Source organism: Microcystis sp. M_QC_C_20170808_M9Col (assembly GCF_007095495.1).
GTDB lineage: Bacteria > Cyanobacteriota > Cyanobacteriia > Cyanobacteriales > Microcystaceae > Microcystis > Microcystis aeruginosa.
Window position 1 is genome coordinate 16,982 of sequence record NZ_SFBZ01000220.1, and the last position, 14,988, is coordinate 31,969.

Annotated in this window: 20 protein-coding genes; 14 read left to right on the forward strand and 6 right to left on the reverse strand. The window is 47.0% G+C overall.

Annotated elements, in window-relative coordinates; translation table 11 throughout:
• Positions 1-133 precede the first annotated feature (133 nt).
• Positions 134-610 (reverse strand): NAD(P)H-quinone oxidoreductase subunit N, encoded by a 477-nt coding sequence (locus tag EWV68_RS12945; protein ID WP_002747620.1) that lies wholly within the window; start codon positions 608-610, stop codon positions 134-136.
• A 315-nt stretch (positions 611-925) separates the two neighbouring features.
• Here EWV68_RS12945 and EWV68_RS12950 point away from each other — a divergent pair, with 315 nt between their 5' ends.
• Positions 926-1,795 (forward strand): ABC transporter permease, encoded by an 870-nt coding sequence (locus EWV68_RS12950; RefSeq protein WP_287170021.1) that lies wholly within the window; start codon positions 926-928, stop codon positions 1,793-1,795.
• 49 nt (positions 1,796-1,844) lie between these two features.
• Here EWV68_RS12950 and phoU read toward each other — a convergent pair whose 3' ends face one another.
• The 3 genes from phoU to EWV68_RS12965 all read right to left on the reverse strand — a co-directional run bounded on the left by phoU (position 1,845) and on the right by EWV68_RS12965 (position 4,734).
• Complete coding sequence (gene phoU / locus EWV68_RS12955; protein WP_004157861.1) at positions 1,845-2,513, reverse strand: phosphate signaling complex protein PhoU; 669 nt, start codon at positions 2,511-2,513, stop codon at positions 1,845-1,847.
• A 119-nt stretch (positions 2,514-2,632) separates the two neighbouring features.
• Positions 2,633-3,934 (reverse strand): sensor histidine kinase, encoded by a 1,302-nt coding sequence (locus EWV68_RS12960; RefSeq protein WP_287170022.1) that lies wholly within the window; start codon positions 3,932-3,934, stop codon positions 2,633-2,635.
• Between the two features lie 47 nt (positions 3,935-3,981).
• On the reverse strand, positions 3,982-4,734 hold the full coding sequence (locus EWV68_RS12965; protein ID WP_061430826.1) for a response regulator transcription factor: 753 nt from the start codon (positions 4,732-4,734) through the stop codon (positions 3,982-3,984).
• A gap of 69 nt (positions 4,735-4,803) precedes the next feature.
• On the opposite strand from EWV68_RS12965, the gene EWV68_RS12970 reads away from it, so the two are divergent.
• Entirely contained in the window at positions 4,804-5,571 is a 768-nt protein-coding gene (locus EWV68_RS12970) for a creatininase family protein (protein WP_287170024.1), read from the forward strand.
• A 325-nt stretch (positions 5,572-5,896) separates the two neighbouring features.
• Positions 5,897-6,661 carry a hypothetical protein gene (locus EWV68_RS12975; protein WP_287170025.1) on the forward strand — a complete coding sequence of 255 codons (765 nt, stop codon included), beginning with the start codon at positions 5,897-5,899 and terminating at the stop codon, positions 6,659-6,661.
• 29 nt (positions 6,662-6,690) lie between these two features.
• On the opposite strand, the gene glcD is transcribed toward EWV68_RS12975, so the two are convergent.
• Positions 6,691-8,157 (reverse strand): glycolate oxidase subunit GlcD, encoded by a 1,467-nt coding sequence (gene glcD, locus EWV68_RS12980; protein ID WP_287170026.1) that lies wholly within the window; start codon positions 8,155-8,157, stop codon positions 6,691-6,693.
• 146 nt (positions 8,158-8,303) lie between these two features.
• Positions 8,304-8,855, reverse strand: a complete 552-nt coding sequence (locus EWV68_RS12985; RefSeq protein ID WP_287170027.1) for a 2'-5' RNA ligase family protein — start codon at positions 8,853-8,855, stop codon at positions 8,304-8,306.
• A gap of 160 nt (positions 8,856-9,015) precedes the next feature.
• Here EWV68_RS12985 and EWV68_RS12990 point away from each other — a divergent pair, with 160 nt between their 5' ends.
• The 11 genes from EWV68_RS12990 (at position 9,016) to rpmE (ending at position 14,694) form a co-directional block, all read left to right on the forward strand.
• Positions 9,016-9,282, forward strand: a complete 267-nt coding sequence (locus EWV68_RS12990; protein WP_061430834.1) for a YciI family protein — start codon at positions 9,016-9,018, stop codon at positions 9,280-9,282.
• A gap of 441 nt (positions 9,283-9,723) precedes the next feature.
• A complete protein-coding gene (gene infA, locus EWV68_RS12995; RefSeq protein WP_002737109.1) occupies positions 9,724-9,954 on the forward strand; it encodes a translation initiation factor IF-1 in 231 nt (76 codons plus the stop codon).
• A 127-nt stretch (positions 9,955-10,081) separates the two neighbouring features.
• Complete coding sequence (rpmJ, locus tag EWV68_RS13000) at positions 10,082-10,195, forward strand: 50S ribosomal protein L36 (RefSeq protein ID WP_012593611.1); 114 nt, start codon at positions 10,082-10,084, stop codon at positions 10,193-10,195.
• 93 nt (positions 10,196-10,288) lie between these two features.
• Positions 10,289-10,672: a 30S ribosomal protein S13 gene (gene rpsM / locus EWV68_RS13005; protein WP_002735415.1), complete on the forward strand. Its 384-nt coding sequence runs from the start codon at positions 10,289-10,291 to the stop codon at positions 10,670-10,672.
• A gap of 39 nt (positions 10,673-10,711) precedes the next feature.
• Positions 10,712-11,104: a 30S ribosomal protein S11 gene (rpsK, locus tag EWV68_RS13010; protein ID WP_002735413.1), complete on the forward strand. Its 393-nt coding sequence runs from the start codon at positions 10,712-10,714 to the stop codon at positions 11,102-11,104.
• Positions 11,105-11,297: 193 nt separating this feature from the next.
• The gene (locus EWV68_RS13015; protein WP_002796019.1) at positions 11,298-12,239 is read left to right on the forward strand and encodes a DNA-directed RNA polymerase subunit alpha; all 942 of its coding nucleotides are present in this window, start codon (positions 11,298-11,300) and stop codon (positions 12,237-12,239) included.
• A 21-nt stretch (positions 12,240-12,260) separates the two neighbouring features.
• Entirely contained in the window at positions 12,261-12,611 is a 351-nt protein-coding gene (gene rplQ / locus EWV68_RS13020; protein ID WP_002801078.1) for a 50S ribosomal protein L17, read from the forward strand.
• 2 nt (positions 12,612-12,613) lie between these two features.
• Positions 12,614-13,444: a tRNA pseudouridine(38-40) synthase TruA gene (gene truA, locus EWV68_RS13025; RefSeq protein WP_287170029.1), complete on the forward strand. Its 831-nt coding sequence runs from the start codon at positions 12,614-12,616 to the stop codon at positions 13,442-13,444.
• A 123-nt stretch (positions 13,445-13,567) separates the two neighbouring features.
• A complete protein-coding gene (rplM, locus tag EWV68_RS13030) occupies positions 13,568-14,023 on the forward strand; it encodes a 50S ribosomal protein L13 (RefSeq protein WP_002735375.1) in 456 nt (151 codons plus the stop codon).
• A 4-nt stretch (positions 14,024-14,027) separates the two neighbouring features.
• Positions 14,028-14,441 (forward strand): 30S ribosomal protein S9, encoded by a 414-nt coding sequence (gene rpsI, locus EWV68_RS13035; RefSeq protein WP_002760057.1) that lies wholly within the window; start codon positions 14,028-14,030, stop codon positions 14,439-14,441.
• Between the two features lie 19 nt (positions 14,442-14,460).
• The gene (rpmE, locus tag EWV68_RS13040; protein ID WP_061430836.1) at positions 14,461-14,694 is read left to right on the forward strand and encodes a 50S ribosomal protein L31; all 234 of its coding nucleotides are present in this window, start codon (positions 14,461-14,463) and stop codon (positions 14,692-14,694) included.
• Positions 14,695-14,988 lie beyond the last annotated feature (294 nt).

The window sequence follows — 14,988 nt, forward strand, 5'->3', positions numbered from 1 at the left end:
AAATTAAGAAAATTAAATGAATAGCTACCAAAAGGTGAGGGAGGAACAACAAACTCTCAATAAATGAAGTTTCCCTCTCCGGGGAGAGGGTTTGAGGGGGAGAGCTTTCAATAACCCTGTTATTTCGATAATTCTAGGCAGCGATTAAAGATTTGCTCAAAGGTTGCCAACGGAAATATCTTTCCCCACCCAATTCGAGGACAAATTTTAACCGGGGTTCCTGTTGACTAAGATTAATTAAGTATTGTTTTTCTTCCGAGGACAAAACAAAACTTTCAATAATCCAAATCACTAAACCTTTAGATTTGGGGGGTAAATTTTCCAATTGATAGGTAGCAATGGGAGGAATAAAATAAACCGGTCCGACGGCTGCTTCCCGACCAATATTTTTTTTACCTAAATGGGGGGGACGGACTCCATGAATGCCGGTAAGATAGGCACTTAAATCCCCTAGACCTCTAGCGGTGATATGCAGGACATTGTAACCGGTGGCCCGTAAACGTCTTTGATAGCGTCCCTCGTAACCCCCTTCTAAGGGTGCGTAAACACCTAAAGCACCGTATTGTTCCAGATCGCGAATAAATGGTTTTCCTGTGGTCAGTAGTGCCATAGCTAGTAAAAAAAATCTTTTTCCCTATAATCGCACGTTTTGTTAAGTTGTGCGTCAGCTGAACAAAGAAAGACTTAAGATCAAAGATAGAGAGGGACAATCGCTACTCTCTCCCGAGGAGGTAATATGTTTCACGATCTCCTTTATCCCAACGGACTGCTTTATATCCTGATTAAACTAACTGTTTTAGCTTTAGCAGTCTTGCTCTGGTTTATGGTCGTTTCGGCCCCAGCTGTCTGAAAAAAACACTGCTCTTGTCTCAGGTTAGCCTTGTCTTCTACAATTAGCGTTCTATGCAATGGCTAAATTTTGTCGATGACTCCTGTTAAATTGCCGATCGATCCTTTTCTGAAACCCAACCTAACCACTAAACTCCTAGGGGTTGGGTTGGTATTGACAATTATTTTTATCCTGATTGCCCTGTTTTCGCCCCTTCTGCAAGCGATCGGCATGATTCAGGATCCAACCGACATTTTAAGCAATTATCCCCTACAAGCCCCCAGTTCTGCCCATTGGTTCGGGACGAATGTGCGCGGTTATGATGTCTTTTCCCGCACCCTATTCGGGGCCCGGGCGGCCTTGTCCGTGGTATTTTTGGCCACAGGATTATCTTTAGTCATCGGGGTTCCTTTAGGGTTAATTAGCGGTTATTTGGGGGGTAAGATCGATCGCGTTCTCCTCTTTCTCATGGATACCCTCTACACCTTGCCGGGGTTATTATTATCGGTGGCTCTCGCCTTCGTTTTGGGTCGTGGTATCGTCAATGTAGCGATCGCTGTTAGCATTGCCTATATTCCCCAATATTTTCGCGTGGTCAGAAATCAAACCGCCAGCGTTAAAAATGAGTTATTTATCGAAGCGGCGCGAGCGATCGGAGCTACACCGGGTCGTATATTATCAAAATATCTTTTCTTTAATGTCGTCCAGAGTGTCCCGGTTCTGTTTACGCTCAACGCGGCGGATGCGATCCTTGTTTTAGGCGGTTTAGGCTTTTTAGGCTTAGGATTACCGGAAGAAGTGCCGGAATGGGGTCATGATCTCAAGGAAGCTTTGGCGGATTTATCTACAGGTATCTGGTGGACTACTTTATTCCCCGGATTAGCAATGACCACGATGGTGGTGGGTTTATCCCTCTTGGGAGAGGGGTTAAGTGAAATTGTAAACCCCCTGAGTCGTAAACCCTAAAAGCGGGGGCCAGAGTTCCAGAGAAATCATCTCAGGAGCCTCCACACCCTCAGCCTCTCTGTCCGGTAACGATGTAAGATACCCTTTGGGCGATATTGGTGGCGTGATCGGCCATGCGTTCCAGATGACGGATTAGTAAAGCCATCAGCAGGATTGGTTCCACCACACCCTTGATATCTCTTTGATGGGCGAGAGTGTGATAGAGATAATCATAGGCTCGATCGACCGTATTATCTAGTTCTTTCACCTTTGGACCTGCTTCTTGATCGAGGTCGGCCAGAGCAACAAGGCTCGTGGCTAACATATACTGAGCATGGTGGGACATAGCCTCGATCTCACTCATACAATCGTGGGGAGTATAGGCGAATAACTTGAGTGCTATTTCGGCTAAATCCTTGGCATAATCGCCGATCCGTTCCAAATCGCGCACTAATTGCATAAAAGCACTTAAAAGCCGCAAATCTTGGGCTACGGGAGCCTGTAGAGTCATGAGAGTGGCACAATCTAACTCGATTTGACGGTAGTAGCGATCGATTTCCTTGTCAAGGGGGGGGATTTTTTTCGCCATTTCCAAATCCCTAGCAAAAAGGGATTGATGGCTAAGACGAAAGGATTCTTCGACCAAGGTTCCCATTCTCAGCACATCCTGTTCCAATCGCTGGAGAGAACGAGCGAAATAGGTGCGATCGGGATGATTGGTTTCTTTGGATAGGCTCACGGTCGGATTCGCTTAACATAAAACTACTCTTTCTCTACAGTGATAACAAGAAAATTTTCGATTTTGTGCAGTTGTCTAGAGAACTTGACAGATTTTTTTCTCCCCACACCCCACACCCATCACCTCATCTCCTTTTTTTGACGGGGGAGAGTGACTTGTAGGCGAGCGCCGCCGGTGTTAGGATCATTTTGAGCGACGATCGAACCGCCATGGGCTTGAATAATCTCTTTGGCAATCGATAAACCTAAACCGGTACTGTAATCCTTTGTGCCTTGTTTTTGACGGGTGCGGGAAGGATCACCGCGAAAGAGGCGATCAAAAACGTAGGGGAGATCCGCTTCGTTAAATCCTTTACCGTTGTCGATAACGTCAATTTTCAGCCATTTTTCCCCGATAGTATCGGATATTTCTCGAATTTCTAGGCAAATTTTCCCCTGATCGGGACTATACTTAATGGCATTATCAAAGAGATTCAGGAAAACTTGCAGCAGACGAGAGTGATCCACTTCCAGCGTCCAATCCACCGGAGAGGAATAATCTAAGCTAATCTGTTTTTGGGCGGCTATTGGGGTGACAGTCTGCCAAGCGGTGGTGATTAGATCCTGTAGATTAATGATTTGGTATTGTAAAGAGCGCCCCGCATCCGCTTGTAATTCACTGATTTCTAGCCAATCGCAGACTAATTGACTCAAACGCTCCACTTCTTTCCCCATTTGTTCTAACCAGCGTCTTTCGGGAGCTTGGAGGCGTTTTTGTAAAGCTTCGGTAAGGAGAGAAATGGAGGTTAAGGGAGTGCGTAACTCGTGAGTTAAGTCAGAGAAAGCTCGCTCGCGATTTTGGGATAATTCCACTAAAGGCTGTCTATTTTCGATAAATACAGCGATTTGACCTTCTGGCAAGGGATAACCGTAACCCTTCAAGGCAATCGATTTAGGAGCAATCACTTGGCGATCGCTAATGGGAGTGACAGGATAATTAGTCGGGTAAAAAGTCCAAGTTTGCACCTGTGGACTCTGTTTTTGGCGAGTTTCTTGAATTAATTGATCTAATTCGTAGGAGCGCACTAATTCCAGCAGCAGACGTACCTGATCTGGCTGCCAGCGATCGAGTTTTAAGAGGGTTATTGCCTGTTGATTGCACCAGAGCAGTTGATTATCGGCATCGACATGAAGATAGGCGATCGGCGCTCGTTCTAGCAAGGATTTCTGAATTTCTAAGCTCTTTTCTCGCTCTTGCAGACTTTGGGAGAGAAACTGTAATTCTCGACGCACCAGGGAGGTAACGGGAAAAGAAGCCGACAAATCCGCCGAATCCGAGAGAGCGCTCAGGGTTCGCTTTAACTCTCTATTTAAGCGTGAGACTTGCCAGTAACAAATACTCAAACCTAAAACTACTCCCAAAATAAAAGCGAAAATAGTCATTATCCCAGAAAGCGGCGATCGCTAAACTTGAAAATATAATCGCTCACCTAGCCAAAACGATAACCGAAACCGCGTACAGTAATCAGGTATTCTGGTTGACTGGGATCGATTTCTAGTTTTTCGCGTAACCAGCGAATGTGAACATCGACGGTTTTGGTGTCTCCTAAAAAATCTGGCCCCCAAATTTGTTCAATTAATTGCTCTCTTGACCAAACTCGGCGCGGATAACTCATAAATAGGTCTAGGATACGGAATTCTTTAGGAGAAAGGTTGATTTCTTCATCTCGCACCGTCACCCGACATTCCTGGGGATAGAGAAGAACATCGCGGAATTTTCGCACGGGAGCGGCAGCTAGGGAAGTAAATCCTTGACGACGAATGAGAGCGCGACAACGAGCGACTAATTCTCGCATACTAAAGGGTTTAGTCAGATAATCATCGGCACCCACTTCTAAACCCAAAACTCGATCGGTTTCGCTGGCCTTAGCACTTAAAATTAAAATCGGGATAATATTGCCGTGATAGCGCAACAGACGACAGATATCAAGACCGTTGATTTGGGGTAACATTAAATCCAAAACGACCAAATCAAACCGAGATTCACCGTGATTAGATTCTTGACTTTGCAGTAATTCTAGGGCAACGCGACCATCACTAACACCGAGAGCCTCGTAACCTTCTTCTTCCAAAGCCAAAATAATCATATCCCGAATCACTTCTTCATCTTCAACGATTAAAATCCGATGATTGGGAACGAAATCCGTACTCGCCGACAAGGGGGGGGTGTCAAGGGTTAACATAAAAATACTTGATTATTCGTCCTAATTTTATCTCAATTGGTCAACCTGCACTCGGGGGGGTAGAGCCGAATGTTATTACAGTTATCTACATGGTTAGAGGTGGAATCCTATCTAGAACAATCTCAGGGAATTATTATTCCCATTGGTTCCACGGAACAACACGGGCCGACGGGACTGATTGGTACAGATGCTCTATGTGCGGAGGCGATCGCTAAAGGAGTAGGGACACAGGTACGAGCAATGGTAGCACCCACCTTAAATGTCGGTATGGCCCTACATCACACGGCTTTTCCCGGTACGATTAGCCTTCGTCCTAGCACTTTGATTCAAGTCATCCTCGACTATGTGACTTGTTTAGCTAGAGCCGGTTTTCGTCAATTTTTCTTTATTAATGGTCACGGGGGCAATATTGCCACCCTAAAAGCCGCTTTTGCGGAAACCTATTATCATTTGGATTCCCTCAATTTGCCTAACACAAATGAGGTTAAATGTCAAGTGGCCAATTGGTTTATGGTGCGAGAAGTTTATCTTTTAGCCAAAGAATTGTATGGAGAGCAGGAGGGTTCCCACGCTACACCGAGCGAAGTGGCGTTAACTCAGTATCTTTACCCTGAGAGCCTTAAAAACGCCTTTTTATCCGAAAAAGTGGCTTCTGGTCATGGTATTTACGGTGCGGCTAATTTTCGCCAAAATTACCCCGATGGTCGTATGGGTTCCAATCCTGCTTTAGCCACTCCCGAACACGGTCAGAGATTCTATGAATTAGCCGTGAAAGAATTGAGTAACAGTTATCTAGAATGGCTCTCTTGTCCTGTGTCTGAGTTGATTAGCAACTAAGCCACCGAGACCCGGAATAATTTAACTGTAACCCTAAGTAAGTAGCTGGTTATAATTAAATTAAAAATGGATTTTAGGTTCGATCCCCCCTGCCCCCCTTGATAAGGGGGGTGCCGATAGGCGGGGGGATCCCCCCTGCCCCCCTTGATAAGGGGGGTGTCTGACAACTTTTAACGCCTACCTACTTAAGTGGTTTCAATTAAATTGAAGATAGATTTTGTCTTTGATCCCCCCTTAATCCCCCCTTAATAAGGGGGATATCTGAACAATTTTTAACCCCCACCCACTTAGAAAGAAAAGATAAATATCCAAAAGGAGAAAATTGATGATTGCCACTACTGAGAATAACTCCAATCAACCTCTGGCTAGTTTGCGGGAAATACAAGAACTTGCCATCGCAATTACCGCCAAAAGCCTCAATCCCGCCATGCTAACGATTGATTTCCTCAAATATTCGGGAATAGTTCCCCCCGACTGGGAATTAAATGGCCAGCCGGTACTCAATCCCAATTACGCTCAAGTTAATTTTCAAAATGGCATCAGCATTGTCGCTCGACCCCGGAAAATTACCTTTGTGGAGATAATTAAATCCCCCGATAGCCTGAACCTGAAACTGCCAGAAATTGTCGGTTTATATCTAGATAAACTCCCTTTAGCCGAATATCAAGCCCTGAATATCGCCCCGAAAAGTATTGTTCCTCTCCCCAGTAGCCCCGATGCCGCTAAAAAATATATCACCGAAACTCTTTTGGCCCCCGGTCCCTGGCTCAATTTCGGTACAGCACCCCTACAAGCTGGCATCAATCTATTTTATCAGTTAGAAACCTCTCAGCTATCCGTGGCGATTAACGAGGCAAAATTACAATTACCCGATGGCAAAATTTTAGGGGCGCTATTATTTGCCGGCAACTTTAACTATAATCTGGCCGAGGGCCGCGATCGATTCAATCTGCTCAAACAATATCTGGGACAATGGCAAAAAGACCTAGAGATTTTCCGAGAATTAATCACTCAGCGTTTTCTGGAAAGACAAGTCCCAGTTTTCCCCTCTAATATCAATCTGCCCCTAGTACCCCAAGGTCGACTGTAATCAGTAATCAGTCAATACTTGCCGATAACCTAAAACACATCCACCCCCGCAAACCCTTGTATTTTGGCATTAGCGGCTTCCCCACAGCTGCGCGGGGTGGGGAATAATTTCCCCGGGTTAGCTAAACCTTTGGGATTAAAGCAGTCCCGCACATAGCCCATAGTTTCTAAGTCAATCTCGTTGAACATGGCGGGCATATAACAATTTTTATCGATGCCGATACCGTGTTCCCCCGATAAACTGCCCCCAACCCGCACACAAAGTTTGAGAATTTCACCGCCTAACTCTTCCACTTCTTCCCAGGCACCCTCTACCCTGTTATCGTAGAGAATCAACGGGTGTAAATTGCCATCCCCGGCGTGGAAAACATTGGCGATTTTATAACCGTATTTTTCACTTAAAGCCTTAATTTCCTGAAGAACATACACCAATTGAGTGCGGGGAATCACCCCATCTTGCACAAAGTAATTAGGGCTAATTTTCCCCGCCGCCGCAAAAGCCGCTTTTCTGCCCTTCCAGAGTTTCAAGCGGGTTTCGGCATCATTAGCCGTGGTGATGTTTCTCGCCCCATTTTGACGGCAAATATCGGCAACCCGATGTTTATTACTGGCGACTTCTACCCCTAAACCATCCAATTCCACTAATAAAACTGACTCGGCATCCCGGGGATAACAGCCGGTGGCCACCACATCCTCCACGGCGTTGATACTGAGATTATCCATAATCTCCATCCCCGCCGGAATCATTCCCGATTTAATAATATCCGCCACCGCTTGGCCCGCCGCCTCGATACTGGTAAAATCGGCCAGTAAAACACAGATAGATTCCGGAGTTTTCAGAATTCTTAGGGTGATTTCCGTGGCGATGCCTAAAGTTCCCTCGGAACCCACAAATAAACCGGTTAAGTCGTAGCCCGGTTGTTCTGGTACTGCCCCCCCCACATCGATAATTGAACCGTCGGGAAGGACGATTTTTAAGCCCATAACGTGATTGGTAGTCACGCCGTATTTTAAACAGTGAACCCCGCCGGAATTTTCCGCCACATTACCGCCGATCGAGCAGATAATTTGACTAGAGGGATCCGGTGCATAATAAAATCCCGCCCCGCTTACTGCTTGCGTCACCCAATTATTAATCACCCCGGGCTGTACCACCACCCTTTGATTATCTAAATCAACCCTGAGAATCTGATTCATCCGCGCCGTGACGATGAGAATCCCCTCTTCTAAGGGTAACGCCCCTCCCGATAAGCCCGTTCCTGCACCCCTCGCTACCCAGGCAATCTCGTTATCGTGACAGAGTTTCACCACCGCCGCAATTTCTGCGGTGCTGCGAGGCAATACCACAAGAGCGGGTCTTTGTCTGTATCCTGTGATACCATCGCACTCGTAGGTTAATAATTCATCTTTGCGACGGATGACTCCATCTTTGCCAAGGATCGCTTCTAACTGTTTGATCAGATTGGGGGAGATTTTCGGGGGATTTTTGAGTAACATAGGTTTCAGGGCGGCGGAGTCGCAGTAAAATGGCTCTATAGGTTAAAATATCGCAAAAAAGCCAGAAATAAAGCTTTAAAAGCTGCTATCTCCTATTTTAGCACTATAACCCCTTCCTCTGTAGATAGAAACCCCAAGGGTCTGGATTATAGAGAAAATTGCCGATAAATTTCCCAGTGCTTACCGTTATGGATTAGGAGGGTAATTTCATCGATTATCACCTCAAAAAATAGCTCTTGATTAGCATATTTTGACCAAGCTTTCCAGAAATTATCTTTAGTTAAATCTCGGAAGCCAACGGTTAAATGAGGCGAAAAAGCTCGGCTTTTTGAGGCATTATCGCTGATGTTCAAGGAAGATTCTAGCTGCTGTAAAAGCCGTTTTTGCAGGGTTAATAATTCTGGGGTTTTCTGGACATTAATATAAATGACTCGCGGTTTAAAGGCGGCAAAATTCTGAAGAATTAGGGGAATAGGAGCGTGCAAGCGGGCAAATTCCTCTAAACATCTTTCTAAATCCGGTAATTGTCCTAAATTCCAGCGGAAAGGGGGTTGGAGAGTGACGTGGGGAGGCGATTTCAGGGCGGCGCGACTATTGTAAATTTCTGCAAACTCTACCTTGATTTTTGTGGCAATTTCCTGTACTTCTGGCGGCGGCAAAAGCGCAATAAAAAATAGAGATCCCTGGGGTTGATTCATGGAAACAAGCAAGGCTACAGAAATGAAACTGTCACCTCGATTCTAGCAGTCTTTCACAACTCTAGCTAATTGTATAGCTCTGTTACATTGCACCATCGACAGCCAAGATTAATCGGTATAATTATAGGGTTGTTAATCCGTCCTAGCCTACTGAGAATTTATGCCCTGGTTTGTCAAGATAGAAAAAGGCATTGTTGATAAAGCTACCTTCGATCGCTATGTCAGCGCCCATAAGGACTATGTGCGTGATTTAATTAGCCAAGGACGAGCAGCAAAAACCGGTTATTGGGCAGAAAGGGGCGGCGGAATGTTATTATTTAAGGCCGATTCTCTTGAGGATGCTCAAGCAATTATAGTTCGCGATCCTTTAATCGAGAATGGTTGTGTGGAGTACGAACTCCATGAATGGCGAATTGTCGTCGAGTAATCTAGCTTTTCAGGGAACAGTGAACCGTAATCATACTAAATCTGGTTATTAAAGACTGATTATTTATTCACACTTTTGCCTCTTGCCTCTTGCATGAGTGCCTGTCCTGATATGTAGCCTAGACTCAACGGATTTAGTATCAGTCATCAGTGAAAACACAGCAATGTTAAGCTGTTGATTATCTAAATATTACTCGTTAATACTGCCTGGGAGTGGGGAGATGGGGGTGGGGAGTGGGGAGTCGGGAGACCACTTCGTGCGCGTTGCGGGGGGAGTGGGGAGATGGGGAGCTTTTTGGCTGTGGACTGAAAACTCACATCTGATTACTGATTACTGATTACTGATAACTGATAAGCTATACTGGGGGGATTGTGCTGAAAGCACGGTTGATGCTGCCGATCATTAAATTAAATTGTCTCTAGTGAAATTGAGGAATTAACTTTGTCTAAACAAGATCTCATCGAAATGGAAGGAACCGTCACCGAATCCTTGCCCAACGCCATGTTTAGGGTGGATTTAGATAACGGTTTCAACGTCTTGGCCCATATATCTGGCAAAATCCGCCGTAATTATATCAAAATCCTCCCCGGCGATCGAGTCAAAGTGGAACTGACCCCCTACGACCTAACCAAAGGCAGAATTACCTATCGCCTGAAAAATCAAAAAAAATAGCGATAAATAGGGGCAGAGAAGCCAAAAAGCCTAATAAGCGGCCAAATTTATTTTAAAAAAATAGGTGACACGGGTAAAAGAAATCTGATATAATAGTAAGCTTGCAGTGTTGCCAGAATAGTTAGGCATGAAAGTTAGAGCGTCTGTCAAAAAAATGTGCGAAAAGTGCCGCGTCATCCGTCGGCGCGGTCGAGTCATGGTAATTTGTTCTAACCCCAAACACAAGCAGAGACAAGGTTAACCCACCAAAGTCACTGTCTTGGGGCAGAGAATCGTTACCGTTAATTGTAGTCGTTTTTGGAAAAAAAATCGTTCATAGGGAGAAAGAAAAAGCGTGGCAAGGATAGCTGGTGTAGACCTACCTCGCGATAAGCGTGTGGAAATCGCCCTGACCTACCTCTACGGAGTAGGTCTATCGCGTTCCCAAGAAGTCTTATCTGCGACGGGTGTTAACCCTGACACTCGGGTCAAGGATCTCAGCGATGAAGACGTGGCGGCGCTACGGACTTATATCGAAACAAATTATCAAATCGAGGGGGATTTGAGACGCTGGGAGGCGATGAACATCAAACGCCTCGCCGATATCGGCACCTATCGAGGTCGTCGGCATCGGCTAGGATTACCCGTGCGCGGGCAACGGACGCGAACCAATGCGCGGACCCGTCGCGGTCGTCGGGTGACAGTGGCAGGGAAGAAAAAAGCCCCCTCCAAGAAATAATTTTTTATTCATTGCGATATCCCCCAATCAAGAAAAACTATGGCGCGACCAACCAAAAAAACCGGACCCAAAAAACAGAAGAAAAATATTCCTACCGGAGTCGCTCACATTCAATCGACCTTCAACAATACCATTGTCACGATCGCCGATACCAAAGGCGATGTGATCTCTTGGGCATCGGCGGGATCGAGTGGTTTTAAAGGAGCCAAAAAAGGAACCCCCTTCGCCGCCCAAACCGCCGCCGATAACGCCGCCCGCCGAGCGATCGAACAGGGAATGCGTCAACTAGAGGTGATGGTTAGCGGCCCTGGGGCAGGACGGGAAACCGCAATCCGAGCCCTGCAAGGAGCAGGATTAGAAATCACCCTGATCCGGGACGTGACCCCCATCCCCCACAATGGTTGTCGTCCTCCCAAACGCCGGAGAGTGTAAACAGTGAACAGCTTTTTCAGGTGACAGGGATCTTGAGGCCGGCAGCCGTTAGCTTTTCGCACATCAGCAGGAGAATCGGGTCGTCAAAGACCATCTGATCAAAAAACTGAACGCTGAACGTTAAATGCTGAACGCTAGAGAAAACTGATAACTGATAAGTGATAACTGATAACTGAACAAGGGAGGTCAATCGGTGGCGCAATTTCAAATCGAGTGTGTAGAAGCAAAAACTTACAAGAATCAGAGTCAGTACAGTAAATTCGTACTAGAGCCTCTGGAAAGAGGCCAGGGTACGACCGTAGGTAATGCCCTGAGACGGATTCTCATTTCCAATCTGGAAGGGGCGGCCGTGACGGCCCTGCGGATCGCGGGAGTCAATCACGAATTTGCCACCGTCCAGGGAGTACGCGAGGACGTGATGGAACTCATGCTCAACATGAAAGAAATCATCCTGAAAAGCTACACCAATCAAACCCAGATCGGGCGTTTAGTGGCAACTGGACCGGCGACGGTAGTGGCGGCACAATTCGATTTACCCTCAGAAGTCGAGATAGTTGATCGCAATCAGTACGTCGCTACCCTAGCCGAAGGGGCCAAGCTAGAGATGGAATTTCGCGTGGAAAAAGGCAAAGGCTACCGGGCGATTGATCGCAGTAAAGACGAAGCCACTTCGCTAGACTTTCTGCAAATCGACTCGATTTTTATGCCCGTAACCAAAGTCAACTACAGCGTCGAAGATATCCGTTCCGAAAGCGGTCAAGCTAGAGATCGTCTGCTCTTAGAAATTTGGACAAACGGGAGCATTAACCCCAAAGAAGCCCTTTCCCAAGCGGCCGATATGCTAGTTAATCTCTTTAACCCGCTCAAGGATCTCAACGCCCTCGAATCCTCCAGTAACTTTGACGACCAAGAGATCAACCAAGAAAACCAAATTCCGATCGAGGAACTACAATTATCCGTGCGCGCCTACAATTGCCTGAAGCGAGCGCAGATCAACACCGTAGCCGACCTCCTCGATTACAGCCAAGAAGATCTCTTAGAAATCAAAAACTTTGGGCAGAAATCGGCGGAAGAAGTCATTGAAGCCCTACAAAAACGGTTAGGCATCACCCTACCCCAAGAAAAAAGCAAGTAAACCCAATTCCAGGAAAATACCATGAGACATCGATGTAAAGTGCCTCAATTGGGTCTGCCGGCTGACCAAAGAAAGGCACTGCTGCGCAGCTTGGCCACCCAGCTAATTCGCCACGGTCAGATCACCACCACCCTAGCGAAAGCGAAAGCGGTGCGAGCAGAGGTAGACCACATTATCACCCTAGCTAAAGACGGTTCCCTGAGCGCCCGTCGCCAGGCTATGGGCTACATCTACGATAAACAACTGGTTCACGCCCTCTTTGAAGGCGCACAAGCCCGTTATGGCAGTCGTAACGGCGGTTATACCAGGGTGGTGCGTACCCTGCGCCGTCGCGGGGATAATGCCCCCATGGCGATTATCGAACTGATGTAACGATGACAGCTTGCCCCCAGTCGCGGATCGCCCTAGTTATCCAGTATGTGGGAACTAATTTCCACGGCTGGCAACGGCAACCCCATCACAGAAGCGTGCAGGAAGAAATCGAGAAGGCTCTGGCCGATATTCTCGGTCATGACGTCACTCTGCACGGGGCCGGACGTACCGATAGCGGTGTTCACGCCGCCGCCCAAGTTGCCCATTTCGAGCAGCAGAGTCCGATCCCACCTTCCCATTGGGCTAAGGTTCTCAATGCTCGGCTAGATGACGATATCGTCATCCGGGCCTCAGTCCGGGTTCCCGATCGCTGGCACGCCCGTTTCTCGGCCCTCTGGCGACGTTATCGTTACACCCTCTATACCGACCCCATCCCCAATCTATTTGTGAGCCCCTTTAGTTGGCACTACTACCATCGTCCCCTCGATGCCGATTTGATGGCCAGGGCCTTAAAGCCCCTATTGGGTAAGCACCATCTGGCCGCCTTTCACCGTGCTAACTCTAGTCGTGACCATTCCTGGGTAGAAGTACAGGGGGTGGAATGCTACCGTCAAGGGCCGTTTGTACAGATGGAAATTCAAGCCAATGGCTTTTTGTACGGGATGGTGCGCCTATTGGTGGGAATGTTGGTGGAGGTGGGAACTGGTGAGCGATCGCTAGAAAACTTTACCGACATCTGGGTCAATCAGCGCCGAGAATTGGTCAAATACGCCGCACCAGCTAAAGGACTATGTTTACTGCGGGTGGGTTACGCCGATTTTCCCTTTGCCGATAGCGTCTGGTTCGAGACTCAGCCTCTTTATTATTTCCGAGCAGAGGGGATAGGGGAATAGGGGAATGGGGGAATGGGGAATGGGGGAATTTCAACTAACACCCCAACACCCCAACACCCCAACACCCTAACACCCAGGTCGGCAATAAAAAAAATTATTTTTGTAAACCAAGGCAAACTCACCATGAACAAAACACCTCTACCAAATTTAGAGACTCTAGAGCAGAAATGGTACGTCATTGATGCGGCCGATCAGCGTCTAGGTCGTCTGGCCACCGAGATCGCTATGATTCTACGGGGCAAAAATAAAGCCACTTTCACCCCCCATCTGGATACGGGGGATTTTGTCATTGTTATTAACGCTGAAAAAGTGACGGTGACGGGCAAAAAACGCCAACAGAAAGTTTATCGCCGCGACTCCGGCAGACCGGGTGGTATGAAGGTAGAAAGCTTCGATAAACTGCAAAAACGCATTCCCGAACGGATTATCGAACACGCTGTTAAGGGAATGCTCCCGAAAAACAGCTTAGGTCGGAAATTGTTCACGAAACTGAAAGTTTATGCCGGTGCGGAACATCCCCATCAGGCACAACAACCGGAAGTTTTAGCGATTAATACGATTCCCGCAGGAGGAAATTAAGTCAATGCAAGCCACGGACAGTAAAAACAAGGTAGTTTATTGGGGAACGGGACGACGCAAATCGGCGGTCGCTGCCGTGCGTCTCGTGCCGGGGACGGGGGCAATTACCGTTAACGGTCGCGATGGAGAAACCCATTTTAACCGCATTCCCACCTATATCCAGACGATTAAGGCTCCTCTGGAGACTTTGGGACTGGAAAACGAGTATGATATCATCGTTAAGGCCGAGGGCGGTGGTTTGACCGGCCAAGCGGACGCGGTGAAATTGGGTGTCGCTAGAGCTTTATGTCAATTGGCCCCGGAAAATCGTCCTCCCCTCAAGAGTGAAGGTTATCTGACTCGGGATCCCCGGGCGAAGGAACGGAAAAAATACGGTCTTCACAAAGCGCGCAAAGCGCCTCAATACTCGAAACGTTAGGTTAATAGAGAGGTTTATTATGCCGAAAAAAATTCATCCTACTTGGTATCCGGAAGCTAAGGTGATCTGTAATGGTGAACTGGTGATGACGGTGGGTTCGACAAAACCAGAAATTCATGTGGAGGTTTGGTCGGGTAATCATCCTTTTTATACGGGAACCCAGAAGATGATCGATACGGAGGGCCGGGTTGATCGCTTCTTGCGTAAGTACAAAATGGGCGATAAGTCAAGCAAAAAGACCGAGCAGAAATAATTCTTTACTTTTGCCTTTTTGACCCGGTGGGGAGATTTTCCCTCTGGGTTTTTTGCTATTTTTGGGCTGGTAGAGTCATTATACTCCCACAATACCCCCGAAGCCATCTCAAGCCTCTGAGATGGCTTCATGCTGAATCTCTCAACGTAAAATGCTGACAGTGAGAGCGCATTTTATTCATCGAAAATTTGGGTCTGAAACCCCGCCGTTTTACGGCGGCTTTGCTGTTAAATATTAGCACATTTACGAAATATATGCTAAAATATGAGACATGGAAAAAGCCTATTCTTACCG

Excerpts from the sequence above, each read along its gene's own strand:
- EWV68_RS12960 (WP_287170022.1), bottom strand. The coding sequence starts at position 3,934 with ATGACTATTTTCGCTTTTATTTTGGGAGTAGTTTTAGGTTTGAGTATT.
- EWV68_RS12965 (WP_061430826.1), bottom strand. The coding sequence starts at position 4,734 with ATGTTAACCCTTGACACCCCCCCCTTGTCGGCGAGTACGGATTTCGTT.
- rpmE (WP_061430836.1), top strand. The coding sequence starts at position 14,461 with ATGCCGAAAAAAATTCATCCTACTTGGTATCCGGAAGCTAAGGTGATC.
- rplM (WP_002735375.1), top strand. The coding sequence starts at position 13,568 with ATGAACAAAACACCTCTACCAAATTTAGAGACTCTAGAGCAGAAATGG.
- rpmJ (WP_012593611.1), top strand. The coding sequence starts at position 10,082 with ATGAAAGTTAGAGCGTCTGTCAAAAAAATGTGCGAAAAGTGCCGCGTC.
- EWV68_RS12970 (WP_287170024.1), top strand. The coding sequence starts at position 4,804 with ATGTTATTACAGTTATCTACATGGTTAGAGGTGGAATCCTATCTAGAA.
- glcD (WP_287170026.1), bottom strand. The coding sequence starts at position 8,157 with ATGTTACTCAAAAATCCCCCGAAAATCTCCCCCAATCTGATCAAACAG.
- rplQ (WP_002801078.1), top strand. The coding sequence starts at position 12,261 with ATGAGACATCGATGTAAAGTGCCTCAATTGGGTCTGCCGGCTGACCAA.
- EWV68_RS12985 (WP_287170027.1), bottom strand. The coding sequence starts at position 8,855 with ATGAATCAACCCCAGGGATCTCTATTTTTTATTGCGCTTTTGCCGCCG.
- rpsI (WP_002760057.1), top strand. The coding sequence starts at position 14,028 with ATGCAAGCCACGGACAGTAAAAACAAGGTAGTTTATTGGGGAACGGGA.
- EWV68_RS12950 (WP_287170021.1), top strand. The coding sequence starts at position 926 with ATGACTCCTGTTAAATTGCCGATCGATCCTTTTCTGAAACCCAACCTA.
- EWV68_RS12990 (WP_061430834.1), top strand. The coding sequence starts at position 9,016 with ATGCCCTGGTTTGTCAAGATAGAAAAAGGCATTGTTGATAAAGCTACC.
- rpsK (WP_002735413.1), top strand. The coding sequence starts at position 10,712 with ATGGCGCGACCAACCAAAAAAACCGGACCCAAAAAACAGAAGAAAAAT.
- truA (WP_287170029.1), top strand. The coding sequence starts at position 12,614 with ATGACAGCTTGCCCCCAGTCGCGGATCGCCCTAGTTATCCAGTATGTG.
- EWV68_RS12975 (WP_287170025.1), top strand. The coding sequence starts at position 5,897 with ATGATTGCCACTACTGAGAATAACTCCAATCAACCTCTGGCTAGTTTG.
- EWV68_RS12945 (WP_002747620.1), bottom strand. The coding sequence starts at position 610 with ATGGCACTACTGACCACAGGAAAACCATTTATTCGCGATCTGGAACAA.